Raw genomic sequence first — 25627 nt, 5'->3', positions numbered from 1 at the left:
TAGGCCTGGAAAACATTACAATTATTATTTATGCAGTTTAGCGCATTACAGTTAGCGACCATGTTAGATGGTAAGCTGGAGGGAAATCCGGATGTGAAGGTGAGCAACATCGCCAAAATTGAAGAGGCCGGCGAGGGCATGCTCAGTTTTATTGCCAATCCGAAGTATGAAGAGTTCATATATACAACACAAGCGTCCATTCTGATTGTGAATGAAAGCCTGGTGATAGAACGACCGATTCATTCCACCCTGATCCGGGTGAAGGATGCCTACAGCAGTTTTGCCCTGCTGTTGGAAAAATACCGTTACCTCACCGGCAACAAATCCGGCATTCAACAGCCGTCCCACATTCCCCAGTCGGTTAAGATGGGTGAAAACGTATTTGTGGGCGCGTTTGCCTACCTGGGCGAAAACGTGGTGCTGGGCAACAACGTAAAGATATATCCAGGTGTGTACCTGGGTGAAAATGTGGTAGTGAACAATGATGCGGTACTGTACCCCGGCGTAAAAGTATATGACAATTGTATCGTAGGCAGCCGTGTGATCCTGCATGCCGGCTGTGTAATTGGTGGAGACGGTTTTGGTTTTGCGCCACAGCCCGACGGTTCCTATAAAAAAGTACCCCAGATCGGTAACGTGATCATCCATGATGACGTGGAAATCGGCGCCAATACAACGATTGACCGTGCCACTATGGGTTCTACCATTATCCGTCAGGGTGTAAAACTGGACAACCTGATCCAGGTAGCCCACAACGTGGACATCGGAACGAACACCGTTATCGCTGCACAAACCGGCGTTTCCGGCAGTACTAAAATCGGCCAGAACTGCGTTATCGGCGGCCAGGTAGGTATGGTAGGCCATATCCACATTGCCGACGGTACTAAAATCAACGCCCAGAGTGGTCTTTCCAAATCCATTACTGTTCCAAACAGCTCTCTCACCGGTTCCCCGGCATATGATTATAAAAGTTCGCTGAAAAGTCAGGCAATTTTTAGAAATTTGCCGGACCTTGAAAAACGTGTAAAGGAATTAGAGGAGATGGTAAAACAACTGTTACAGGAAAAAGCAGGGGTTTAATTAATCTGAAGATCAAACAGTTATACATTAGTTAATATGATGGAAAATCAACAGTTGCAGAACCAGCATACCCTGAAAGGCGATATCAGCATTTCGGGTGTAGGTTTGCATACAGGAGCCAGTGTAAACATGACGCTGAAACCGGCATCCCCGGGTTACGGCATCAAATTCCAACGTGTAGACCTGCCTAACCAGCCCGTTGTAAAAGCGGACGTGGACTACGTAGTAGATACCGCCCGCGGCACCACGCTGGAACATAACGGCGCCCGCGTAAGCACGGTAGAGCACCTGCTGGCCGCACTGGTAGGCACCGGTGTGGATAACGTCCTGATTGAGCTGGATGGCCCGGAAATTCCGATTATGGACGGCAGTTCCCTTCCTTTCATCGAAGCCATCGAAAAAACAGGGGTTCAGGACCAGGACGCTAAAAAGATCTATTATACTATAGATACCAATATCAGCTACTACGACGAGCAGAAAAAGGTAGAAATGGTGGCCTTACCGGCACTGGATTACAGTATCACCTGTCTGATCGACTTCAACTCTCCCGTACTGGGCACCCAGCACGCGAAAATGAAAGGCATCGAACATTTCCGGAACGAGATCGCCTCCTCCCGGACATTCTGTTTCCTGCATGAGCTGGAGTACCTGCTGAACAACAACCTGATCAAAGGCGGCGATATCAACAACGCTATCGTAGTGGTGGACCGTGCGGTGAACGAAGACGATATGTCCCGTCTCGCCAAAGCCTTTAACCGCGAAAATATTTCGGTACAGCGTGAAGGCATCCTCAATAACATTGAGCTGCGTTTCCCCAACGAACCGGCACGTCACAAACTGCTGGACGTAGTGGGCGACCTGGCCCTGATCGGTTATCCTATCAAGGCGCATATCATTGCCAATCGTCCGGGTCACGCTTCCAACGTGGAATTTGCCCGTAAGATCAAAGCATATATCAAAAAGAATAAACACAATAAAGACGTTCCGGTATATGATCCTAACCAGCCACCGATCTTCGATACCCCACGTATCGAAAGAACGCTGCCGCACCGTTACCCGATGCTGCTGGTAGACAAAATCATTGAACTGAGCGAAGAAAGAGTAGTGGGTATTAAGAATGTGACCTTCAACGAAAACTTCTTCCAGGGTCACTTCCCCGGTAATCCTGTGATGCCAGGCGTTTTACAGCTCGAAGCACTGGCGCAGGTAGGCGGTATCCTGGCACTGAACCGCGTGCCGGACCCACAAAACTATGACACCTACTTCCTGAAAATCGACAACTGTAAATTCAAACAGAAAGTCTTTCCGGGAGATACCATGATCCTGAAAATGGAGCTGTTAAGTCCTATCAGAAGAGGACTTGTAGAAATGCGGGGAACGGTTTTCATTGGCAATAAAGTTGTTACCGAAGCCGATATGATAGCACAAATTGTAAAAACCAGAGAAGGCAAATAAAACAATGATCCACCCGCTCACATACATACATCCGGACGCCAAAGTGGCGCCTAATGTTAAAATTGATCCGTTCACCGTCATCCACAAAAACGTAGAAATCGGCGACGGCACCTGGATCGGCTCCAATGTAACCATCATGGAAGGAGCCCGTATCGGTAAAAACTGCCGTATTTTCCCAGGCGCTGTTATTTCTGCCATCCCTCAGGATTTAAAATATGCGGGTGAAGAAACCACTGTGGAAATCGGGAACAATACTACTATCCGTGAATTCGTGACCATTAACCGTGGTACGCGCGACAAATGGAAAACCAAGATCGGCGATAACTGCCTGATCATGGCCTATAGCCACATTGCGCACGACTGCGAAGTGGGTAACCACTGCATCTTCTCCAACAACACCACCCTCGCAGGGCATATCACCGTGGGCGACCACGTGGTACTGGCCGGCATGGTGGCTATCCAGCAGTTCTGTAAGGTAGGCGACCACGCCTTCGTTACCGGTGGCTCCCTGGTGCGGAAAGATGTACCACCTTACGTAAAAGCTGCCCGTGAACCGCTTTCCTATGTGGGTATCAACTCAGTAGGCCTGAAAAGAAGAGGTTTCTCCCTGGATAAAATCAATCATATCCTGGATATTTACCGGGTGATTTTTGTAAAGGGCTATAAATTATCCAAGGCTATCGGCATCATTGAAGCTGAATTTCCTGCTACCGATGAAAGAGACGAAATACTGTCCTTTATCCGGGAATCCGGCCGCGGTATTATGAGAGGTTATACTTCCCATTCCAATGACGATATCTCTTGACCAAACCGGTAAACGTTTTAACTACGACTGGATATTTCGTGGTGTAAGCCTTACCTTTCAGGGAGGAGAACGCTACGCGATTCTGGGACCGAACGGTTCAGGAAAATCCACTTTACTACAGGTTATCAGCGGTGCTATTCAACACAACGAAGGCACTGTACAATACAGCACACCGGAAAAACCCATCGCTCCCGATGCGTTTTTCCGGTACTGTGCTATCGCAGCTCCTTACCTGGAGCTCATCGAAGAATTTACCCTCACCGAAATTATCACCTTTCATACCCAGTTCAAATCCCTGCTGCCCGGCATTACCCCGGCCATGGCCATGGAAATGGTAGGACTGGAAAAGGCCGCCCACAAACAACTCCGTAATTTCTCCTCCGGCATGAAACAGCGTATCAAGCTGGCACTGGCCATTCTCAGCGATGTGCCGGTACTGATGCTGGACGAACCCTGCACCAACCTCGACACCGCCGGCGTAGCCCTGTACCAGGGCCTGATCAATCAATATGGCGGGGATCGCCTGATCATCGTGAGTTCCAACGACGAGCAGGAGTATTTTATGTGCAAACATCACATCCGTATTACCGACTATAAACAATAGTGTTGCCGTATCGCGTTTTTGTTATCTTCGTTGCCAACTAACCGTCTTCGCGATATATGATTACTGCCGGCAAAAAAGTACTCAACGGCTGGGCCATGTACGACTGGGCCAACTCCGTGTACAATCTGGTTATCACTACTACCTTCTTCCCGATTTATTTCCTGGCCGTTACCGACGAACAGGTGTCGTTTATGGGAATGCACTTTGTCAACTCTGCGCTGTACAACTACACCATGGCAGCGGCATACCTGCTGGTAGCGATCTCCTCCCCTATCCTGTCTTCCATTGCTGACACCAGGGGCAACAAAAAGAACTTCCTGAAATTTTTCACCATCCTGGGCTCGTTCTCCTGCGCAGCCCTTTTCTTTTTCACCAAAAGTACCCTCTGGCTGGGCGTGCTGGCATTTATGCTGGCTACCATGGGGTATTGCGGCGGACTGGTATTCTACAACTCCTACCTGCCTGAAATAGCCGCGCCGGAAGACCGGGACCGTATCAGCGCCCGGGGTTACAGCCTCGGTTATGTGGGCAGTGTACTACTGCAGCTGATAGGCTTTGCCGTAGTGATGACCCTGCCTTTCGGACTGGACGAAGGGCTGGCCGTACGCGCTACCTTCCTGCTGGTAGGTATCTGGTGGATCGGTTTTGCACAAGTCACCTTTGCCACCCTGCCTGCTACCAAAGCCACTGTAGGCCAACACAAAGCCGGTGCTGTTACCGAAGGCTTTTCGGAACTGCGGAAAGTATATGCCCAGGTGAAAACAATGCCGGTCCTGAAACGTTTTTTACGTGGGTTCTTTTTTTACAGCATGGGCGTACAAACAGTGATGATGGCCGCTACCATCTTCGGCAGCAAAGTATTGCATCTGCCGTCAGACAAGCTGATTGGTACCGTGGTGATTATCCAGGTGGTGGCTATTGCCGGCGCATGGGGCATGGCTCGTCTTTCCGGTAAATTCGGTAATCTTCGTGTATTGATTGGCGTTGTACTGGCGTGGATCGGTATCTGTATAGCAGGTTATAAAATGCAAACAGCGACCGACTTCTATCTGCTGGCAACGGCAGTAGGCCTGGTAATGGGCGGTATACAGTCTCTCAGCCGCTCTACCTACGCGAAACTGATGCCCGAAACCAAAGACACCGCCAGCTTCTTCAGTTATTATGATGTTACCGAAAAGCTGTCCATCGTGATCGGTATGTTCTCCTTTGCCTATATTGACGACTACACCAACAATATGCGTAACTCCGTACTGGCGCTGGTGGTATTCTTTGTGATCGGCCTGGCATGGATTATCTCTGCCTTGCTGAAACAACGGCAGGTAGCGAAAGCGGAACCCGAAAAAGAAAAGCATTTGGTTATTTGATTATTTGGCTATTTAATTATTGAAACAGCTTCTGATAATCAAAGCAGCCAATTAACCAAATAACAACAATAACTAAATAACTAAATAATTAAATATTATGCGGCTGTATACTATCGAAACAGGCTTTTTCAAACTGGATGGCGGCGCCATGTTTGGCGTAGTGCCTAAAACACTGTGGAACAAACTGAACCCGGCAGACGAGAACAACCTGTGTAGCTGGGCCATGCGCTGCCTTCTCATAGAAGACGGTAACCGCCTGATACTGATCGACAACGGCATCGGCGATAAGCAGGACGCCAAATTCTTCAGTCACTATTACCTGCACGGCGATGCTACCCTCGATAAATCCCTTGCTGCGCATGGTTTTCATCGCAACGATATCACCGATGTGTTCCTGACGCACCTGCATTTTGACCATTGCGGCGGCAGCATTGTACGGGAAGGAGACAAACTGGTGCCAGCCTTCAAAAACGCTGCTTTCTGGAGCAATGAAGACCACTGGAAATGGGCTACCGAACCCAATGACCGCGAGAAAGCATCTTTCCTGAAAGACAATATCCTGCCGATTAAAGAAAGCGGCCAGCTGAAATTTGTGGATCACCGGGAAGGCATCCCCTTTACGGAAAACATAAGCATCCGTTTCGCCAACGGCCACACCGATGCCATGATGCTGCCACAGATCCGGTATAAAGACAAAACCATCGTATATATGGCCGATTTGCTGCCATCAGCGGCCCACCTGCCGCTACCGTATGTGATGGCGTATGATATGTTTCCGCTGACCACCCTCACGGAAAAGAAAAGGTTCCTGCAGGAAGCAGTCGACAACCAGTATGTGCTGTTTTTTGAGCACGACCCTGCCATTGAGTGCTGCACCCTGCAAAACACCGAAAAAGGCATCCGTGCGGCGGAAACATTTGCACTCAGCGCGCTATAGCACTGTCAGTATGTCATTGCAATACAGCTCCGCATTATTTTTGATCAGACCAAAGTATGGCTATACATATTACACCGGATAACAAACTGAAAAAACTGATCGTTGTCGGCGACCGGGTGCTGATTAAGCCTACCACGCCGCATGACCGTACCAAAAGTGGATTATACCTGCCCCCCGGTGTGCAGTCAAAAGAAAAGGTACAGAGAGGTTATGTGATCAAAACCGGTCCGGGTTACGCGATTCCTGTTCCCGTAGAGGACGAGGATTCCTGGAAACCGGAAGAAGACAAAGTAAAATATATCCCGTTACAGGCCAAAGAAGGCGACCTCGCTATCTTCCTGCTCAGCGGCTCCACAGAGATCGTATATGAAGATGAAACCTACTTCATCGTACCACAGGGAGCCATCCTGATGCTGGAAAGAGAAGAAGACCTGTAATCATTTAAGGATTTTGGAATACAGATATTTGATTCCCGCCCGCTGGGCGGGATTTTTTATGAAGATGATTCCGCCTTGCAGGCGGAATTTTTTGTTTATATTATCGGGAGATTATATTTCTGCCGGAGCCGGCAAACTGTCATCCGGCAGCAGCGATTGCACCCGGTTTTTGTTATCTTCATAAAAACAATTTTTACACCATGGCCAATAAAGACGCATTTCTGGAATCCATTAAGAATGGCTATACATTTAAAGGCGAGCATTTCAAATTAGGATGTGCTATGCTGGATGGTGAAGTGATCAGCGGAGCAGATGTATTCCTCCCCCTAAAAACCATGACCCGGCATGGTTTGATCGCCGGCGCCACCGGTACCGGTAAAACCAAAACCCTGCAGGTGATCGCCGAAGGCCTCAGCGACGCCAGTGTTCCCGTACTGTTGATGGATATTAAAGGAGACCTGAGCGGTATCGCTGCTGCCGGTACCGACAACCCCAAAATACAGGAACGGTACCAGAAAATTGGCGGCACCTGGTCGCCCGCAGCCTACCCCTCCGAACTGCTGTCTCTCAGCCAGGAACAAGGCGTACGCCTGCGTGCTACCACCAGCGAATTTGGCCCTATCCTGTTATCCAAAATACTGGAACTGAACGACACCCAGGCCGGCCTGGTAGCCATGCTGTTTAAATACTGCGATGACAATAAACTGCCCCTGCTGGACCTGAAAGACTTTAAAAAAGTACTGCAGTTTGCCAGCGATGAAGGCAAAGCAGACCTCGAAAAAGACTACGGTAAAATATCTACCACCTCCACCGGCACTATCCTACGCAAGGTGATAGAACTGGAACAACAAGGCGCCGATCTTTTCTTCGGAGAAAAATCCTTTGAAGTAGACGACCTGATGCGCATCAGCGATGATGGCCGTGGCGTGGTATCTATCCTGCGGGTGGCCGATATACAGGACCGTCCCAAACTCTTCTCTACCTTCATGCTCAGCCTGCTGGCCGAACTGTACGCCACGCTGCCGGAAGAAGGCGATCTCGACAAGCCCAAACTGGTAATGTTTATCGATGAAGCGCACCTCATCTTCAACGAAGCCAGCGATGCGCTCCTGAAACAAATCGATACCATCATCAAACTTATTCGTTCCAAAGGTGTCGGTATTTTCTTCTGTACCCAGAACCCCATGGATGTTCCGGCTTCCGTACTCGGACAGCTGGGCCTGAAAGTACAACACGCCCTGCGAGCGTTTACCGCCAATGACCGCAAAACCATCAAACAAACAGCGGAGAACTACCCCCTGTCTGATTTCTATAAAACCGATGAACTGCTTACGCAGATCGGTATCGGCGAAGCGTTGATCACCTGCCTCAATGAAAAAGGGGTGCCTACGCCGCTCGCCGCCACCATGCTGGTATCGCCGCGCTCCCGGATGGATGTGCTCACCGATGCAGAAGTAAATGCGCTGGTCAGCAGTTCCAAACTGGTAAAAAAATACGCCGAAACCATCGATAACGAAAGCGCCTACGAAATGCTGACCGCCAAGCTCCAGGAAGCCGCCGAGAAGACCGCAGCAGCCAACAGCGCCGGTTCTACCGGCTCCGGCAAGCCCAAAGAAGAAAAGAGCCTGCTGGAGCAGGTGATGGGCAGTTCCGCTATGCGGCAGGCCGGCCGTACAGCCGCCAGCGTTATTACCCGTAGCCTGCTGGGCGCACTCGGACTGGGCGGCAGAAGCAAAAAATCCATTTTTTAAGACGTTTCCACCGGTTAGGATTGGGAATGGAGCGAAAAGTTTTATACTTTAATGCACTGTATCCTAACCGGCCGCACGCCGATATCAAACGATAATTATGAGTAAAGTGATCAAAACGGGCATCTGCTCCTACGGCATGTCCGGACAAGTGTTCCATGCACCTTTTATACAGGTGAATCCGGGATTTGAATTCACCGCCGTGGTAGAACGCAGTAAAGACCTGGCCAGAAAACGGTATCCTAACGTAAAAGTATATACGTCAGTAGAAGATATGCTGGCCGATAAGGAACTGGAACTGATTGTGGTAAATACGCCTAACTACACCCACTTCAACTACGTAAAAGCCGCGCTGGAAGCAGGTAAAAACGTGGTAGTGGAAAAACCTTTCACCGTCACCACCGCAGATGCGCAAACACTCATCGCCCTGGCGAAAGAGAAAGGACTGCTCCTCAGCGTATACCACAACCGCCGCTACGACAGCGACTTCAAAATTGTACGGAAGGTGGTCAACGAAGGCCTGCTGGGCGATGTGCTCGAAGCGGAAATTCACTACGACCGTTTCAAGGAAGAACTGAGTTATAAAAAACATAAGGAAGAAGCCAATCCCGGTACCGGCGCCCTGTATGACCTGGGTTCCCACCTGATAGACCAGGGACTGCAACTGTTCGGCTTCCCGAAAGCAGTATGGGCCGACATCCGCATCATCCGCCGGGAATCCCTGGTAGATGATTATTTTGAGCTGGTACTCTACTACGATAACCTGCGCGTACGCCTGAAATGCAGCTACCTGATCCGCGAAGCACTGCCTTCCTACCAGATACATGGCCGCATCGGTTCCTTCATCAAAACAAAATCCGATATACAGGAAGCCCAGCTGCAAAGAGGTCTCATGCCTGATAGCCCGGACTGGGGCGCAGAAGCGCCGCATGAATGGGGCCTGATTCATACTACCATCGACGGAAAAATGGTAAAACAATATATGCCCAGCACCAACGGTAACTATATGGAGTACTACCAGGGCATCTATGAAGCCATCGCCAATAAAGCACCGAACCCGGTAGATCCGAAAGATGCAGAGAATGTGATCAGAATTATTGAAGCCGCCTTCCAGAGCAGTAAAGAAGGCCGTGTGGTTAATTTGTAGATTTTTTGATTTACGATTTTTTGATTTCGTGAATAAAAAGCGAAGACCAAAGCGATGTAGTTCATCTCTTTGGTCTTCGCTTTTTATCATCCCCGAAATCAAAAAATCGCAAATCAAAAAATCCCTACATGCAGAGTTTTCCTTCCTCATCGCGCCGCAACAGTCCTTCTTCATTCATAAACTGCAATACCGCCATCAGGTCACTTCTGCGGATATCCGGCAGTTGCTGATGCAGGTCGGCAAACAAAAGAGATTTATCTTTAAGTATCTGTGTTACCTTATCGGCTATACGTTTAAACTCAGCAGCATCCGGCGGGGATGATTTTTTCTTCAGACATACATCACAGATACCACAGGGCGTCGCATCTTTTTCTCCAAAATAGGCTACCAGCTGTTGTGTGCGACAGGTATCACTGTTACGGGCAAACGCAAACATAGCCGCGAGACGGTCGGCATATACTTTCTTGCGGACCTCCACCCGGGCCATATTGATACGCAGGTTGGACGCCGATACCCGCTCCTGTAAAAAACAAAGCTGTGGCTCATCACGACGGGCCTGGTAATGAATGATGCCATATTGATGCAGCTGCTGTAAAAGTGCTGCAATATCATCATCCTCCATGTACATGATTCTGCCGATCTGCCTTTCATATATGGGCACGGCATGATCAAAAATACCTTCGTAGGTACGCAATAACACTTTGGTAATTTCTTCCAGGGCAGGATAAGCATTTTCAAAGGCGTACAACGATTCTTTATTGGTCACAAACTCCACCCGCGACGGCAAAAACACGCTTTCACTCAACTGCAGCACTTCTTCCTGCTCCAGCAGTTTCACCGCGCTATACACCATGGTTAAGTTCAACTGGAAAGTGCGGGCAAAATCATTGATATCAAAATCGAAATACACACCTTCCGCACTGCCTACCGGCACCTGCAGATAGTTCACAATACACTGGTATACCTCCCGCACCTGTTCCAGCGTGGGGAACTGCAAGGCGATACGCTCCTGCATTTCAGCCAGTTCTTCTTCATTGTACAGCAATACCGCATAGGCTTTCTGCTCGTCCCTGCCTGCACGCCCGGCTTCCTGGTAATACGCTTCGAGCCCGTCGGGCATGTCGTAGTGCACCACAATGCGTACATCCGGCTTATCGATCCCCATGCCGAAAGCGTTGGTACACACCATCACCCGGCTTTCGTTATTGATCCAGGCTTCCTGACGGGCAGCTCTTTCGGCCTGTGGCAGGCCTGCATGATAATAACTGGCAGGGATACCCTGCAGTTTCAGCAGATCGGCTATTTCCTTGGTACGCTTGCGATTGCGGCAATAAACGATGCCACAGCCGGGCACACGGTCCAGGATATGTTTGACTTTATCAATTTTAGTGGCTTCTTCCAGCACACTGTAAGAGAGATTGGCACGTGCAAAGCTTTTAGTAAACACCTTAGCCTCTCTCATCAGCAGTTTATCGCAGATATCTGTCTGTACTTTGGGGGTAGCGGATGCGGTGAGCGCCAGTACAGGCGTATCCGGGAAGTAACTGCGGATATCAGCAATCTTCAGGTAGGCGGGGCGGAAATCGTAGCCCCACTGCGAAATACAGTGTGCTTCATCTACAGCAATGAGATTTACCGGCAACCCATCACAATACGTCTGGAACAATTTACTTTGCAGGCGCTCGGGAGATACATACAAAAACTTGCAGCCTCCCCGGCGCGCCGCTTCCAGCACACGTTCCACGTCTTTATACAACATCCCGGAATAGATGGAATAGGCGGAGATACCTTTCCTTTTAAGGTTGGCCACCTGATCCTTCATCAGGGCGATCAACGGCGTAACCACCAGGCACAGCCCGGGTTTCATCATAGCCGGCACCTGGAAACAGATGGATTTCCCGCCACCGGTAGGCAGCAGGGCCAGTGTATCCTGGCCTGCCAGGATATTGTTGATAATATCTTCCTGTAATGTGCGGAACTGGTTGTAACCCCAGTACTGCTGCAATATGGATACGGGTGTAATCAAATTGTTTGATGAATAGTGCGCTCGCAATTTACTATTTAGGACGCACTTACCACCCGCTTGTAACGAAGACGTACAGAATTAATAGCCAGAACTACATCGGAAAGGCCCATCACCCCTGCGCCCACAATAGGATTCAGTAATCCCATGGCCGCCACCGGGATAGCTACTACATTGTAGATAAAGGCCCAGAAAAGGTTTTGTTTGATGGTGAGGTAAGTATGTTTTCCCAGTCCCAATGCCAGCGGCAACGAGCCCAGATGGTTATTGAGCAGTACTACATTGGCACTTTGCATCGCTACCTGGGTAGCATCGCTGAGAGAGATACCGATGGTAGCTTTGGACAACGCCGGCGCATCATTGATACCGTCGCCCACCATGGCGGTAGGTGCTTCCTTCACAAAACGATCGATCTGTTCCAGTTTTTGCTGGGGTGATTGTTCTGCATACACTTCTGTAATACCCAGTGCGGCAGCCAGTTCCAGGCATTTGCGCGAGGTATCGCCGCTAAGCAATACCGGCTGAATACCGGATGCTTTCAGCTGTTGAATAACGGTCGGCGCTTCAGGACGAATTTCGTCGGCAAAGTCCAGCCAGCCTACGAGTTCATTGTTGCGGACCAGGTACAGATTATGGCTGTCATCTTCTGTAAGGCCCGTAGCCATTCGGAAAGAGCCCAGCTGCCATTCGTTGCCCTCTTTGTCTTTGGCGCGCATGCCCAGGCCTTTGTGCTCGCGGACCTGCTGTAGTGCCACTTCTCCGGCGGACTTCCATAGGACGGCCACAGAACGGGCTATCGGATGGGAGGAATATTTTTCGAGGCTATAAACGATCTTCCGGAAAACACCATCCTCCAGGGTAGTATGGTAATGACGGAGGGTGAGTTTTCCCGTGGTGAGCGTTCCGGTTTTATCAAACACCACCCGTTTAATGTCTTTAAACAGTTCCAGCGTATGTCCGCCTTTGATGAGGATACCGTTGCGGGCAGCACGGCCCAGTCCCACCATCACGGCGGCAGGTGTAGCGAGGCCCATCGCACAGGGACAGGCAATCACCAGTACGGCGATGCTCCGCATCATGGCGGTGGCCACAGGAGTATGCCCGATAAAGTACCATCCGGCAAAAGTGAGGATAGCGATGCTGAGCACCAGTGGCACAAAAATGGCGCTGATTCTGTCCGCCAGCCGCTGCATAGGCGGCTTATCGCTCTGGGCCTGTTTTACCAGTTCTATGATATAAGACAACACGGTATCCTTACCCGTCGCGGTAATGTATACTTTCATACTGCCTTCTTCCAGAATAGTGCCGCCAATTACTTTGTCTTTTTCTTTTTTGCCCACCGGTTCGCTTTCCCCGGTGATCATGGATTCGTTGATATGCCCGCTACCCCAGTAGATAGTGCCATCCATAGGGATTTTATCGCCGGTATTCACCAGCACACAGTCGCCCGGACGGAGCGTTTGATTATCTACTTCGCTGATATGTTCATGGCCATGGTCAGTGTTAATAAGGCGGGCGGTAGTCACCTGCATGCGGGCCAGCTCCGCAATGGCGGTAGTGGTTTGTTTGACTGATTTTTCTTCCAGCAGGTTACCTAAAAACACCAGGGTGATAATGGCGGCTGTTGTTTCAAAGAACAGGTAATCAGGGTTGCCGTTGATCAACGCCCCAGCTACGCTGTAGAAAAACGCTGCCGAAGCGCCCAGTGTTACCAGCACGTCCATATTGGCCATGCGGTTTATCAGGGAGCGGAGCGCACTTTTACCAAAGTGCCATAGTCCCATCCCGAATACCGGCAGGCTGAGCCAGAACTGTGTCCAGGGGTTATGCAGCCAGTGCCAGTTGATCCACATGTGCAACAGCAGCGGCAGTGTAAATATTAAACAAAAGAAGAATTTGAAGGTAAGGGTTTGGTAAACCGGTACCTTGGTGGCTGCCTGATTGGGCAGTACCACGCGGAAACCGAGGTCGTTGATACCGTTCAGGACTTCCGCCGAGTCGGCGCCGGCGGGAGCGGTAAAACTAACCTCTTCCGTGGCAAAGCTGACATTGACATTTTCCATGCCTTTTTTCTCGAGGTATCTGGACACGCTGAGTGCACAATTGGTACAGTGCATGCCCTCCACCTTACAACTAACTGATGTCATGGTGTTTCCTTTTTTCCGGCCACAAAATTACCCCATGCAGGGCTAATGGTGGTCAAATATTAATGCAACCGCGTGTAGATTTAACATATCCTGCCAACAAAAAAGGAAAGCTATAAATAATTACATTTGCTTATGCAATGGACATTTACGCTGGAGCAGTTACCGGAAATAGCCGGTGCGTTCTGGAATTATTTTGGCGATAAACAGGTATTTACGCTCAACGGTCCTATGGGAGCCGGTAAGACCACGATGATCAAAGCTTTATGTGCGGCCAAAGGGGTAGCCGACGCCACCGCCAGCCCCACTTTTTCCATTATCAATGAATACGGTTACCTGGACCCGCAGGGTAAACCACGCCGTATTTACCACCTGGACCTCTACCGGCTGAAAGATGAAAATGACGCCATCAGTGCCGGTGTAGAAGACACCCTCTACCAGGATGCCATCAGTTTCGTGGAATGGCCGGATGTGATAGCCCCACTCCTGCCCCCGGACACCATTCACCTGCAATTGGAGGTGTTGCCCGACCAAAAAAGGGTGTTACGCGAAATCTCCGCATCTGACAAATAGTGTATCTTTACTAAATACAGAAAAACAATATTGAACCGTTTATGGAGCAAAGGCAAAAACCTGTAGTGAGTGCTGGCTTTACTTATTCACCACTGGAAGAAACGTTGGATATCCCACAAAAAAATTCCCGTTTGTTCATCGGAATACCCAAAGAAAACTCTTTCCAGGAAAACCGTATTGCCCTGACGCCCGACGCCGTAAGCATCCTGGCAGCACACGGACATCATATCGTGGTGGAACACAAAGCTGGCGATGGTTCACATTATTATGACACCGACTATTCAGAGGCCGGTGCTGAAATCGTTTATGATAAAAGAGAAGTCTTCAAAGCTGAAATCATCATAAAATCCGCCCCGCTGAACGATGAGGAAATAGAGCTGTTACATCCGCACCAGATCGTGATATCGCCCATCCACCTGGCAGCGCTGAAAGCGCCGCAGATACAGAAAATGATGGACAGGCGTATCACCCTGCTTTCTTTCGAGAACCTGAAAGATGATGCCGGCACCTATCCTATCGTACGGGCCATGAGTGAGATCGCCGGTGGCGCCGTGATGCTGATTGCCGGTCAGTACCTCAGCAATGGCCACAAAGGCAAAGGTATCCTGCTGGGTGGCATTACCGGTATCCCGCCCACCAAAGTGGTGATCATCGGCGCCGGTATCGTAGGCGAATTTGCTGCCCGTACCGCTATGGCACTGGGGGCTTCCGTTAAAGTATTCGATAACAACATTTATAAGCTGAAAAGGCTGCAAAACAACATCGGGGTACGGGTATTCACCTCCGTGATACAACCCAAAGTGCTGGCCGAACAGTTACGCAATGCCGATGTGGCTGTAGGCGCCCTCTCTTCCCAGAGCGGCCGCACCCCCATTGTGGTCACCGAAGCTATGGTGAGCAATATGAAGGCAGGCTCCGTCATCGTAGACGTGAGCATAGACCGCGGCGGCTGCTTTGAAACCTCGGAAATCACCAGCCACGAAAATCCCGTATTCAAAAAATACGACGTCGTTCACTACTGTGTTCCCAATATACCCTCCGGCTTTGCCCGTACCGCTTCAGAAGCCATCAGTAACGTACTGATGCCCCTGCTCGTGGAAGCTGCCGACGATGGCGGCTTCGAAAACCTGGTATGGATTAAGCGCGGGGTGAGAAACGGTATTTACCTGTATAAGGGCGCCCTCACCAATTATCATCTAAGTGAGAAGTTCAAACTGAAATATACAGACCTGGAATTATTATTAGCCGTCAAAGGGTAACTGTGATGGACATGATTTTTGCTGATTTCGCTGATTAGCCGAGATGAGAGCGAAGATTAAAAAATATTGATGTTATAAAAGCGAAGCGCCGATGATATAGTATCATCGGCGCTTCGCTTTTATCTTTGTTTCGATCTTCGCTAATCAGCAAAAAACATGATCATTTGAGTTTCCCCATCATCAGGGCTATGATCAGAATTCCCCCTACGATAATACGATAGTAACCCCACATCCGGAACCCGTATTTTTTCAGGGCGCCGATGAAGAACTTAATAGCAGCCATCGCTACTACGAAGGCTACGATATTGCCTATCAGCAGTATTTTCAGGTTTTCGGGGTGTGCCATCAGCAGTTCCCTGCCTTTCAGCAGTTTATAACCCGTGGCGGCAGCCATGGTAGGTACGGCCAGGAAAAAGGAGAATTCAGCTGCTTCGCTGCGGGTAAGTTTCTGCTGCATACCACCAATGATAGTGGCAGCGCTGCGGCTCATACCGGGTATCAGGGCCAGGCACTGGAAGAAGCCGATGCGCAGGGCAGTGAACATATTGATTTTTTCATCGGTATCAATAACCGGATTCCTGAACCAATCATCTACAAACAGCAGTACGATGCCACCCAGTAACAAAGTGACCCCTACCGTCATGGGGCTTTCCAGTAATTGATCTATTTTATCGCTGAAGAGGTAACCGGCGATAAGAGCGGGAATCACCGCCACAATCAGTTTAAGGTAGAAACTAACCCTGTTTTTGTCGAAAATCAGGAATTTCCGCCAGTACAGTACTACAACCGCCAGGATGGCCCCAAGCTGTATCACCACTTCAAACAGTTTGGTAAATTCATCGTCACTGATGCCCAGCAGGGAGCTTACAATAATCATATGCCCGGTGGAAGAAATGGGAAGAAACTCCGTCAGCCCTTCTACAATGGCGATAATGATGGCATGGAAAAAGTTCATTTAAATCAAGTATGGTTAAAACGTGATAAAAAAAGCGATGAGGGCATCATCGCTGTAATAATATTCGTTGGCTCAATTTACTCTTTCGTTTTAGGGCGGGCCATGATAGCATATACCTCAATCAGCAGTCCCAATACAATAACGATAGGCGCCAGGGTAATACGGCGGAAGCTATATACTTCTTCCGGCTTGAATGTATTAGGGTCGTTACCATCTCCGCCCATCATGAGGATGAATCCGATGACGATGACCACAATACCAGCCATCATGAATTTGTAGTTTTCTTTAGGAAAGATAGGCCGGCTGTCGGTCACCTGGGTATCTTTTGTCACAGTTGATCTGAGCGTTTCTTTAGCCATAGTGTTTATTGGTTAAGATGATGTTGCTTAATAAAGGTCGTCCAGTTTCAGTCGCAGGTACTTCATTACGGAGCGGTGTGTACTGAACAGGGAGATAGCGATACCTACAACCAGCATGCCGAGGAACAACAGGGCGATCATGACGTTGTCGCGCAGGCCGTTCAGTTCTGGCAGGGCTTTATCGGCAAACGACAGGATGGCCACCAGGCCGGCAATGGCTATCAGCGCGCTGATAGCGCCGTTGGCAATGCTGCGGAGGTCAAACGGTTTGGCAATAAACCAGCGGGTAGCACCCACCATCTGCATGGTTTTTATCAGGAAACGGTTGCTGAACATAGCCAGGCGGATGGTATTATCGATCAGGAAGATCACCACCAGTGCCAGCAGGCAGCTGATGATCAGGATCACCATTCCTATTTTATTGACGTTTTCATTCAGTTTGCTCACCAGAGTACGCTGGTAGGACAACTCCCGCACGATACTCTGCTGGGTGAGGTTATTTTCAATCACCTTCAGGCTGTCGTTGTTCACATAATTGGCGTTAGCCTTAATGTTGATGCTGGCATACAGCGGATTATACTGCAGCAGCTGGATAAAGTCCTCCCCGAAATCTTTCTGGAAACGCTGGGCTGCCATATCCTTTGATACAAATTCGATAGATTTGATATAAGGCTTATGAGCAATGGAGTCCCGCAGCGCCAATGCCTGGTTCTCTTTCACATTATCTCTCAGAATCACCTGTATTTCAATGCTTTCCTTGAAATACTTGCTGAGCTTGCTGGCGTGAATAACCACCAGGCCCAGGGTTCCCAATGAAAACAATACCAGGGCTACCCCAATAATGGAGTAGAGGTACGACGGTTTAGACTTCTTTGCTGATGATTTCCCGGATTGCGCCATTAATCTGCAGTTTATCGGCGAAAATAATAAAAATTAGTAGTTATGTGTTTAATTTTGCCAGTCCAACCTGTCACCGGCGATAATATGTTAAGAAAACGGCAATATATAAAGATGTTGGGGCATGTCATTGCTGTATTAGTATTTTTAACATTATTTTGCCGAAACGGCATCATCCGCTTTTAAAATTATAACTGATAACGCGGTAAAGGCCGGATGTATTGTTTATATCCGACCGGTTACCGTATCATCTACATTGAGATATGGAATACAATTTCAGGGCAATCGAAAAAAAATGGCAACAGCAATGGAAGGAGTCCAACGCTTATAAGGTAAGCAATGACAGCCCCAAGCCCAAATGTTACGTGCTGGACATGTTCCCCTACCCCTCCGGAGCCGGCCTCCATGTGGGCCACCCGCTGGGTTATATCGCAACAGATATCTACGCCCGCTATAAAAGGCTAAAAGGCTTTAACGTATTACACCCCATGGGATACGACGCCTTCGGCCTTCCGGCAGAACAATATGCCCTGGAAACCGGTCAGCACCCTGCTGTCACCACCGCTCAGAATATCAAAGCATTCCGCGAGCAGCTGGATAATATCGGCTTTTGTTACGACTGGGACCGTGAAGTAAATACCAGCGACCCGGCTTATTATAAATGGACCCAATGGATTTTCCTGCAGCTGTTTGAAAGCTGGTACAACCGCATCAGCGGAAAAGCGGAGCCTATCAGCACGCTGACAGCCATCTTTGAGCAGGAAGGCAATATCCATCATGGCTGCCCCGGCGACCGTCAGCTGGCCTTTACCGCCGCCGACTGGAAAAGCTACTCCGAAAAACAACAGCGGGAAGTACTCATGCAATACCGCCTGGCTTTCCTCGACTACGCCGAAGTGAACTGGTGCGCTGCCCTGGGTACCGTACTGGCTAACGACGAGGTAATCAACGGCGTGAGTGAACGCGGCGGTTTCCCCGTTGTGAAAAAGAAAATGCGCCAGTGGTTCCTCCGTATCACCGAATACGCCAACCGCCTGCTCGAAGGCCTCGAAACCGTTCAGTTCAGCGACGCGATGAAAGAAATGCAGCGTAACTGGATCGGTAAAAGCCAGGGCGCGGAAATTAAATTCGCCCTCAAAGGATCCGATCAGTTCCTGGAAGTATATACCACCCGCCCCGATACCATCTTCGGTGTGGATTTTATGGTAATCGCCCCGGAACACGAGCTGGTACAACAGATCACTACCGCAGCACAAAAGGCAGACATTGAAAAATACCTGGAATACGTGCAAAGCCGCTCCGAAAGAGAACGTATGTCCGATGTAAAACAAATCACCGGCTGCTTTACCGGCGCCTATGCCATCAACCCGTTCGATGGCCGCGAAATCCCGGTATGGACAGCGGAATACGTACTGGCAGGCTATGGCACCGGCGCTATTATGGCCGTGCCTTGCGGCGACCAGCGCGACTTTGCCTTTGCCCGTCACTTTAATATCCCCATCACCAATATTATCGGGGAAGCCTTTAACGGTGAAGAAGCCAATCCCACTAAAGACGCTAAACTGCAAAACAGCGGCTTCCTCAACGGCATGGATATGAAAACTGCCATGGACGTGGTAATCAGCAAACTGGAAGAAATGAAGATCGGCAAACGCCAGATCAACTATAAAATGCGTGACGCCGGCTTCAGCCGCCAGCGTTACTGGGGTGAGCCCTTCCCGATCGTCTTCAAAGACGGCGTGGCCTACCCATTGGATGAAAAAGACCTGCCGCTGGAACTGCCCCATGTGGAAAACTATAAACCCGGCGAAGAAGGAGAAGGCCCGCTGGCCAATATCACCGACTGGGTAAATGTAGCCCCCGGCGAAAAACGGGAAACCAACACCATGCCCGGCTATGCCGGCAGCAGCTGGTATTTCCTGCGTTATATGGACCCACACAACAGTACCACCTTCGCCGATCGCAAAGTAACCGACTACTGGAACCAGGTAGACGTATACGTAGGCGGTACCGAACACGCCGTAGGACACCTGCTCTACTCCCGTATGTGGACCAAAGCATTGTACGACCTGGGGCATATCGGGTTCGATGAACCTTTCAAATCCCTGATCAATCAGGGTATGATCGGCGGAAGCTCCAGACTCGTGTACCGTATCCGCGGTACTCAGCAGTTTGTTTCCTACGGTCTTAAAGATCAATACGAAACAGATCCGCTGCACGTAGACGTAAATATCGTAGACGGCCTGGAAATGGACCTGGAAGCCTTTAAAAACTGGAAGTCCGACTACGCGGATGCCACCTTTATCCTGGAAGACGGGAAATATATCTGCGGCGTACAGCTGGAAAAAATGAGTAAACGTTTGTTCAACACCGTGAATCCAAACGATCTGGTGAACAAATTCGGCGCCGATACCTTCCGTATGTACGAAATGTTCCTGGGCCCTGTAGAACAATCTAAACCCTGGGATACCAAAGGCATTGAAGGTGTGCACCGTTTCCTCAAAAAACTGTGGCGTTTGTTTGCCGATGAAAACAAAGGACTCATTGTCACCAATGATGCCGCTACTCCGGAAGAACTGAAAGTGCTGCATAAAACCATCAACAAAATTGATGGCGATACCAGCAGCTTCTCCTATAACACCGCTGTGAGCCAGTTTATGATTTGTGTAAACGAGCTGGCTACCATGAAGTGCCACAAACGCGCTATCCTGGAGCCTTTGCTGATATTGCTCACACCGTATGCGCCGCATTTCGCAGAAGAACTGTGGCACCAGCTGGGCAATAACAGCAGCATCCTGGACGCTGCTTACCCGGTGTATGACGAAAGTTTCACCAAAGAAAGTACTTTCAACTACCCTATCGCGGTAAATGGTAAAACCCGCACTGAAATGGGCTTGCCCCTGGATGCTGACAACAGTACCCTTGAGAAGGAAGTACTGGCCAGCGAAGTAGTTCAGAAATGGCTGGAAGGTAAAGCACCGAAAAAAGTGATCATCGTAAAAGGCAGGATGATTAACGTGGTAATATAGTATTTAGGGATTTTTTGATTTACGATTTTTTGATTTCTAGATTGATAAAAGCGAAGACCAAAGCGAGTTTTATTACCGCTTTGGTCTTCGCTCTTTTATTCGCGAAATCAGGAAATCGTAAATTAAAAAATCGTAAATCAGTTCATGGTGGCTATCATCAGGCCGCAGGTAGACAAGCCCACCAACAGAATGATCCCCGATGCCAGCATCAGCGCCTTGCCCGTTTCAGCTGCAGGGCCGGAGACCAGCAGCAGTATAAGCCCTACCACCAGGTAGGCCGGTACTACGAAACAGAGTAACGACAACGCTATCTCCATACCATCTCTTGCGGTAATCAACGCCAGCAACGCAATCACTATCGGCGTGAATAATACCCACAGCAGCTTTTTGACAAATGGTTTCATATACTGTATTTATATCTGAACATCAGTTCTTTCCGCCTGTAATGTTTTCAGGTATTCTTCTTTATCATCCCGGTAAAACAGGTTCATGGTTTCAAACGGAATAATCCTTCCATCTTTATGAACGATGTGTACACAGGATTTTTTAATAGCCCTTACGTCGAAATCATACGCGTCAATAAATCGCATGATCACGATCCGGAACAGGTTGTTATAATCCAGTCCGGGCGCCTGTATCTGTGGCAGGCAGCATAATAAGGACTGCATATCACAAACAGCAGCATCCGTGGAGATGCCGGTACTGAATATTTTCAGTACGTGCTGGTGCAATTGCTCATCCTGTTCATAAACAATCGTGTTTTTACTGTTGTTCAATAATACCGCCGGATCTACAAAACGGGTCAGCGGGAACACGTTCCCATCTATTTTCAGCGCATAAGCCATTGCCAGTGCATCAGGATTACAAGGCACGGGAATAATATCGTGGGCATTGAATATGGGCGACTGCTCCAATATACGCTGCCGTACTTCCGTTAACGTTATACGGTCGGTAGCCGGGTCAAAATCGTCTGTACGGCCAGCCACCTGTACCGGCTGGAAGGTAACGCCTCTCACGCATTTCTGTTGCAGCGCATAGTCAATGATCTTACCCATCTCGTCTTCATTAACGCCACGTTGTAATGTTACCACCAAAGTGGTACTGAGATTTACTTCGTTGAGATTTTCCAGCGCCTGTTTCCGCGTTTCTGTAAGATCCTTCCCCCGCATACGTTCCAGCGATTCCGGCCGGAAGGAATCAAATTGCAGGTACACCTCAAAATCGGGCATATAGGTAGCCAGGCGGGCGGTAAACTCCTTGTCCTTTGCAATCCGTATCCCATTGGTATTGATCATCAGGTGGCGGATAGGCTTCTTTTTAGCGATATCCAGGATTTCGAAGAACTGGGGATGTATAGTGGGTTCCCCTCCGCTCAGCTGAACTACGTCCGGCTGGCCTTCGTTAGCCACAATGATATCCAGCATCTGCTCTATCTCTTCCAGGGTACGATGCCGGCCGTAATGCGGCGAAGACATCGCATAGCAGGTAGGGCAACTCAGGTTGCAACGGTCCGTTACTTCAATCACCGACAGGCAGGAATGTTGCTCATGGTCCTGGCAAAGACCGCAGTCATATGGACAGCCATAATGTGTATTGGTGTTGGTTTTCAGCGGCGCTTCCGAAGGTTTGTTATAATTACGGGTGTTTTTGTAATAATCGATGTCCGTCGCAATCAGTACTTTTTCCCTTCCGTGGGTGGGGCAGTTTTTCACCATAAACACCTTGTCATCTTCAAAGATAACCTTAGCGTCTACACGCCGCAGACAGCTGCTGCAGATACTTACCGTAAAATCGTAGTAGGTGTAGTTTTTCTCAGGCATATTGTTTCTCAATTAATCGTGATGGGAAAAAGATAACGGGTGCATAATAGATCAGTCCGGCCAGGCAAGCCAGCTGTATGGAGCCAAGACCGAACGCAAAGCGGTACCCCGGCTTGATAAAATCCAGCAGGAAACGGAACAACAGGTATCCGATCATAAACAGCTGAAAACGGGCGCCGCTGACCAGCCGATAGCGGCGGCTCACCATGCGCAGCAGCCGCCATAACAGTAACAGATAAACGATTTCATACAAAGATACCGGGTGGCGTAGCAGGCCATCACCCAGATTCATACCCCAGGGCAAACTGGTAGGTACGCCGTACGTTTCTTCATAAATACCCATACTGAAACAACCAATACGGCCTATCACCATGGCCAGTATCAGCGGATAGGTATACAAATCGCCGGTGGATTGCCGTTCCCCTACTATCTTTTTGATGGATTCCACGCCGATCAGGCCACCCAATAATCCACCCACAATGGTTTTATTCTGGTAGATATATAACAACAGGTTATCGGCATGCAACAGCCCCGGAGGATTCTCCAGCGCTCCCAGTAAACGACTGCCCAGCAAGGCGCCAAAAGTAGCGCCGATAACAGACCAGATACGGTTGCCACTATCCACTTTATCACCCTGGCGCCGGCGCAGATACAGGAAATAACGGAAGCCGATAAACATACCGAGCGTTTCCGTTAGCACATGTAACGGGAAATGAAGCGCACCAACAGACACATATACAGGATACTCCACGGGGTAACTGATTATTTTATACACAAATTAATATTTATATTTAGATGTACAGTTTAAGCTGACAAAATATGTTACAGGAGGTATTAAAACAACACCAGTCCACCTTCCAACCCGTGATCACGCTGTTCCATCCCGATGAACAGCTGCTGGTCATGGATTTTACTGCCAACAACACATCTCTTACTAAACCTATCCTGAACAACATAGACCGTTTTTGCCGCTACATTACCCGTACCCTTGCCGATGCCGGTTGCCGGCTGGGTATTGGCGGATATAATGAACACCGCACGATCTATGCTGTCAGTCCACATTTCGACGCGGGAGAAGAGCCCCGCCGGCTGCACCTGGGTATCGATGTGTGGGGCGCCGCCGAAACACCGGTATCCGCGCCGCTCAAAGGGCATGTGCACAGTTTCCGCTTCAACGACCATTTCGGCGACTACGGCGCTACTATCATTCTCGAACATCAACTGGACGGCTATACGTTCTATACATTATACGGACACCTCAGCATCTCCAACCTGCGAGGGCTATACGAAAAAATGCCCATAGCCGCCGGACAAGCGTTTGCCTGGTTCGGTACCCCGGCGGAAAACGGCGGCTGGCCCCCTCATCTGCATTTCCAGATCATTGCCGATATGATGCACTACCGGGGCGATTATCCCGGCGTATGCCGCTACAGCGAACGGGAAAAGTACCTGCAAAATTGTCCCGACCCCGATCTGATCCTCCAACTGAACCGGAATACACACGGATAAAAAAAAGGCCGCCGGCAATCCGGCGACCTGCTTGTATGGTTGGTTGGTTTTTGGTTTTTCCTATTTCGAGTTCTGCTGCAAAGACTTGTTATAAGCCAGTGCTTTCACCGAAAAAGGCATGATCCACATCAGCGACTCCGGCTTGATGGAATACGTGTTTGTACCCTCTACCTTGTTGATGGTAGCCTTGTATTGCGGATCATTATTGAAGCGGCGAAGGGTGAGGTAGTGCAAGCCGGTGCCGCGGTATTCGCATAACAGTTCACGGCGTATCAGGCGGATAGCCTCTTCTGTAGTAGTGGCCGTAACATCCGCATAGTTAGCCGGCAGTATACGTTTACGGCGTACTGTATTCAGTGCCGTCATCGCCTCTCCAGGCTTGCCGTTGCGGGCGAGGCATTCTGCTTTCACATAATACATTTCAGGCGTACGGATACCACCTACGTTGACGTTGTCAGTTCTCCGGTAAGACCAGATCGTTTCCGCATTGGCGCCCAGGCTCCTGGGAGCAAAATTCACCAGCCGGCGCACATCGCCGTTGTCATACAACGCAGAATCCGCATAACGCATAGAAGAGGCATAGAAGCCCTGGTTAGGCACAATACCGCCGCCGTAATGGAATATATAGTTTTCCGGGCTGGTAAACTCAAACTTGGGCACCGTTACTGAAGGCGTCGGTTTTTCCAGGACGGTCTTATTCTCATTATAATAGCCCACATAATCGAACAGTGCGCTGTTTTCAGCCAGTGCCTGATCGGCAAAAGCCGCCGCTTCACTGTAATGCTTCATGAACAGGTGAACACGCGCCAGGAACGCGTAACTGGTGCCTTTACTGGCATACAGGCTATTTTCCGCTACCCTGGGCAAGTCTGGCAGGGCGGCAGTAACCTCCTGCAGGATAAAATCATAGATCTGCTGAACAGACACCTGTTTAGGCTGATCTTCCGGATCACCTGTGATATTGAAGGGTACCGCAGGATCTGTGTTGGCAGTAGCGGCATCATACATTTTAGCGTAGGATGTAACGAGGTAGAAATACAACATACTCCTGCCAATACGTGCCTGGGCCACCAGCTGCGCTTTCTCCGCTGCGGTACCTGTAGTAGCATCGGGCACATTGTTCACCAGTGTATTGTAAATAAAAATACCACTGTAGGCACTGTTATATCCTCCATCATCCACCACCAGCTCCGCCCGGTTTTTGTCTTCCTGCCAGTTAAAATTGATGTTGGTAAGGTTGACGGCCACCTGCTGCTGTAACGGTTGATAAAACTCATTACCCACCACTACCTGGTTGGTATAATCAAAAGTGTGGGCGTTTTTACTTTCCATCAACGGCTTATAGTCCGCCAGCGTTTGTGGGATTTTTTCTCCCTTGGGCACAATCTCCAGGTATTTTTTACAGCTGGCAGCGCCTATCATCAGGCTTCCTCCCAAAACAAACAGCATAATCTTTTTCATATACATATCTTTTGTGCTGAT

General features: G+C 49.4%; 22 protein-coding genes. 13 read left to right on the top strand and 9 right to left on the bottom strand.

The window, feature by feature from the left end:
- The first annotated feature begins 30 nt into the window (after positions 1-30).
- From lpxD to ICL07_RS26585, 9 genes are all read left to right on the top strand, one after another.
- Positions 31-1080: a UDP-3-O-(3-hydroxymyristoyl)glucosamine N-acyltransferase gene (lpxD, locus tag ICL07_RS26625; protein WP_188091093.1), complete on the top strand. Its 1050-nt coding sequence runs from the start codon at positions 31-33 to the stop codon at positions 1078-1080.
- A gap of 36 nt (positions 1081-1116) precedes the next feature.
- Complete coding sequence (locus ICL07_RS26620) at positions 1117-2535, top strand: bifunctional UDP-3-O-[3-hydroxymyristoyl] N-acetylglucosamine deacetylase/3-hydroxyacyl-ACP dehydratase (protein ID WP_246485175.1); 1419 nt, start codon at positions 1117-1119, stop codon at positions 2533-2535.
- 4 nt (positions 2536-2539) lie between these two features.
- A complete protein-coding gene (gene lpxA / locus ICL07_RS26615) occupies positions 2540-3340 on the top strand; it encodes an acyl-ACP--UDP-N-acetylglucosamine O-acyltransferase (RefSeq protein ID WP_188091092.1) in 801 nt (266 codons plus the stop codon).
- Positions 3324-3944: an ABC transporter ATP-binding protein gene (locus tag ICL07_RS26610; protein WP_188091091.1), complete on the top strand. Its 621-nt coding sequence runs from the start codon at positions 3324-3326 to the stop codon at positions 3942-3944. The genes lpxA and ICL07_RS26610 overlap by 17 nt, the downstream gene beginning before the upstream one ends.
- 56 nt (positions 3945-4000) lie before the next feature.
- Positions 4001-5308, top strand: a complete 1308-nt coding sequence (locus tag ICL07_RS26605) for an MFS transporter (RefSeq protein WP_188091090.1) — start codon at positions 4001-4003, stop codon at positions 5306-5308.
- 97 nt (positions 5309-5405) lie between these two features.
- Complete coding sequence (locus ICL07_RS26600; RefSeq protein WP_188091089.1) at positions 5406-6245, top strand: MBL fold metallo-hydrolase; 840 nt, start codon at positions 5406-5408, stop codon at positions 6243-6245.
- A 56-nt stretch (positions 6246-6301) separates the two neighbouring features.
- Entirely contained in the window at positions 6302-6682 is a 381-nt protein-coding gene (locus ICL07_RS26595; protein ID WP_211092587.1) for a co-chaperone GroES, read from the top strand.
- Positions 6683-6882: 200 nt separating this feature from the next.
- A complete protein-coding gene (locus ICL07_RS26590; protein WP_188091088.1) occupies positions 6883-8433 on the top strand; it encodes a helicase HerA-like domain-containing protein in 1551 nt (516 codons plus the stop codon).
- A gap of 97 nt (positions 8434-8530) precedes the next feature.
- Positions 8531-9577, top strand: a complete 1047-nt coding sequence (locus ICL07_RS26585; protein ID WP_188091087.1) for a Gfo/Idh/MocA family oxidoreductase — start codon at positions 8531-8533, stop codon at positions 9575-9577.
- A 124-nt stretch (positions 9578-9701) separates the two neighbouring features.
- Here the strand turns inward: ICL07_RS26585 and ICL07_RS26580 are convergent, their stop codons facing one another.
- On the bottom strand, positions 9702-11603 hold the full coding sequence (locus ICL07_RS26580; protein ID WP_188091086.1) for a RecQ family ATP-dependent DNA helicase: 1902 nt from the start codon (positions 11601-11603) through the stop codon (positions 9702-9704).
- Between the two features lie 35 nt (positions 11604-11638).
- Entirely contained in the window at positions 11639-13747 is a 2109-nt protein-coding gene (locus tag ICL07_RS26575; RefSeq protein WP_188091085.1) for a heavy metal translocating P-type ATPase, read from the bottom strand.
- Between the two features lie 132 nt (positions 13748-13879).
- Between ICL07_RS26575 and tsaE the strand changes: the two genes are divergently transcribed.
- Entirely contained in the window at positions 13880-14317 is a 438-nt protein-coding gene (gene tsaE, locus ICL07_RS26570) for a tRNA (adenosine(37)-N6)-threonylcarbamoyltransferase complex ATPase subunit type 1 TsaE (protein ID WP_188091084.1), read from the top strand.
- Between the two features lie 41 nt (positions 14318-14358).
- A complete protein-coding gene (locus ICL07_RS26565; RefSeq protein WP_188091083.1) occupies positions 14359-15576 on the top strand; it encodes an alanine dehydrogenase in 1218 nt (405 codons plus the stop codon).
- A gap of 160 nt (positions 15577-15736) precedes the next feature.
- On the opposite strand, the gene ICL07_RS26560 is transcribed toward ICL07_RS26565, so the two are convergent.
- The 3 genes from ICL07_RS26560 to ICL07_RS26550 all read right to left on the bottom strand — a co-directional run bounded on the left by ICL07_RS26560 (position 15737) and on the right by ICL07_RS26550 (position 17790).
- Positions 15737-16531: an undecaprenyl-diphosphate phosphatase gene (locus ICL07_RS26560; protein WP_188091082.1), complete on the bottom strand. Its 795-nt coding sequence runs from the start codon at positions 16529-16531 to the stop codon at positions 15737-15739.
- Positions 16532-16608: 77 nt separating this feature from the next.
- Entirely contained in the window at positions 16609-16890 is a 282-nt protein-coding gene (locus ICL07_RS26555) for a DUF3098 domain-containing protein (RefSeq protein ID WP_188091081.1), read from the bottom strand.
- Positions 16891-16917: 27 nt separating this feature from the next.
- Complete coding sequence (locus tag ICL07_RS26550; protein WP_188091080.1) at positions 16918-17790, bottom strand: cell division protein FtsX; 873 nt, start codon at positions 17788-17790, stop codon at positions 16918-16920.
- A 260-nt stretch (positions 17791-18050) separates the two neighbouring features.
- Here ICL07_RS26550 and leuS point away from each other — a divergent pair, with 260 nt between their 5' ends.
- Complete coding sequence (leuS, locus tag ICL07_RS26545) at positions 18051-20816, top strand: leucine--tRNA ligase (protein ID WP_188091079.1); 2766 nt, start codon at positions 18051-18053, stop codon at positions 20814-20816.
- Between the two features lie 137 nt (positions 20817-20953).
- Here the strand turns inward: leuS and ICL07_RS26540 are convergent, their stop codons facing one another.
- Genes ICL07_RS26540 through ICL07_RS26530 form a run of 3 tightly spaced genes read right to left on the bottom strand, consistent with a single transcriptional unit; the run spans position 20954 to position 23411 of the window.
- A complete protein-coding gene (locus tag ICL07_RS26540) occupies positions 20954-21220 on the bottom strand; it encodes a hypothetical protein (RefSeq protein ID WP_188091078.1) in 267 nt (88 codons plus the stop codon).
- Between the two features lie 9 nt (positions 21221-21229).
- Positions 21230-22636 (bottom strand): radical SAM protein, encoded by a 1407-nt coding sequence (locus tag ICL07_RS26535; protein WP_188091077.1) that lies wholly within the window; start codon positions 22634-22636, stop codon positions 21230-21232.
- Positions 22629-23411: a prolipoprotein diacylglyceryl transferase family protein gene (locus ICL07_RS26530; RefSeq protein ID WP_188091076.1), complete on the bottom strand. Its 783-nt coding sequence runs from the start codon at positions 23409-23411 to the stop codon at positions 22629-22631. The genes ICL07_RS26535 and ICL07_RS26530 overlap by 8 nt, the downstream gene beginning before the upstream one ends.
- A gap of 44 nt (positions 23412-23455) precedes the next feature.
- On the opposite strand from ICL07_RS26530, the gene ICL07_RS26525 reads away from it, so the two are divergent.
- Positions 23456-24145 (top strand): peptidoglycan DD-metalloendopeptidase family protein, encoded by a 690-nt coding sequence (locus ICL07_RS26525; protein WP_188091075.1) that lies wholly within the window; start codon positions 23456-23458, stop codon positions 24143-24145.
- 60 nt (positions 24146-24205) lie between these two features.
- Here the strand turns inward: ICL07_RS26525 and ICL07_RS26520 are convergent, their stop codons facing one another.
- Positions 24206-25606: a RagB/SusD family nutrient uptake outer membrane protein gene (locus ICL07_RS26520; protein ID WP_188091074.1), complete on the bottom strand. Its 1401-nt coding sequence runs from the start codon at positions 25604-25606 to the stop codon at positions 24206-24208.
- Between the last annotated feature and the right edge of the window lie 21 nt (positions 25607-25627).

Source organism: Chitinophaga qingshengii, assembly GCF_014529935.1.
Lineage (GTDB): Bacteria > Bacteroidota > Bacteroidia > Chitinophagales > Chitinophagaceae > Chitinophaga > Chitinophaga qingshengii.
The sequence above is the reverse complement of the archived record's forward strand: the minus strand, read 5'-3'. Positions and strand labels throughout refer to the sequence as shown.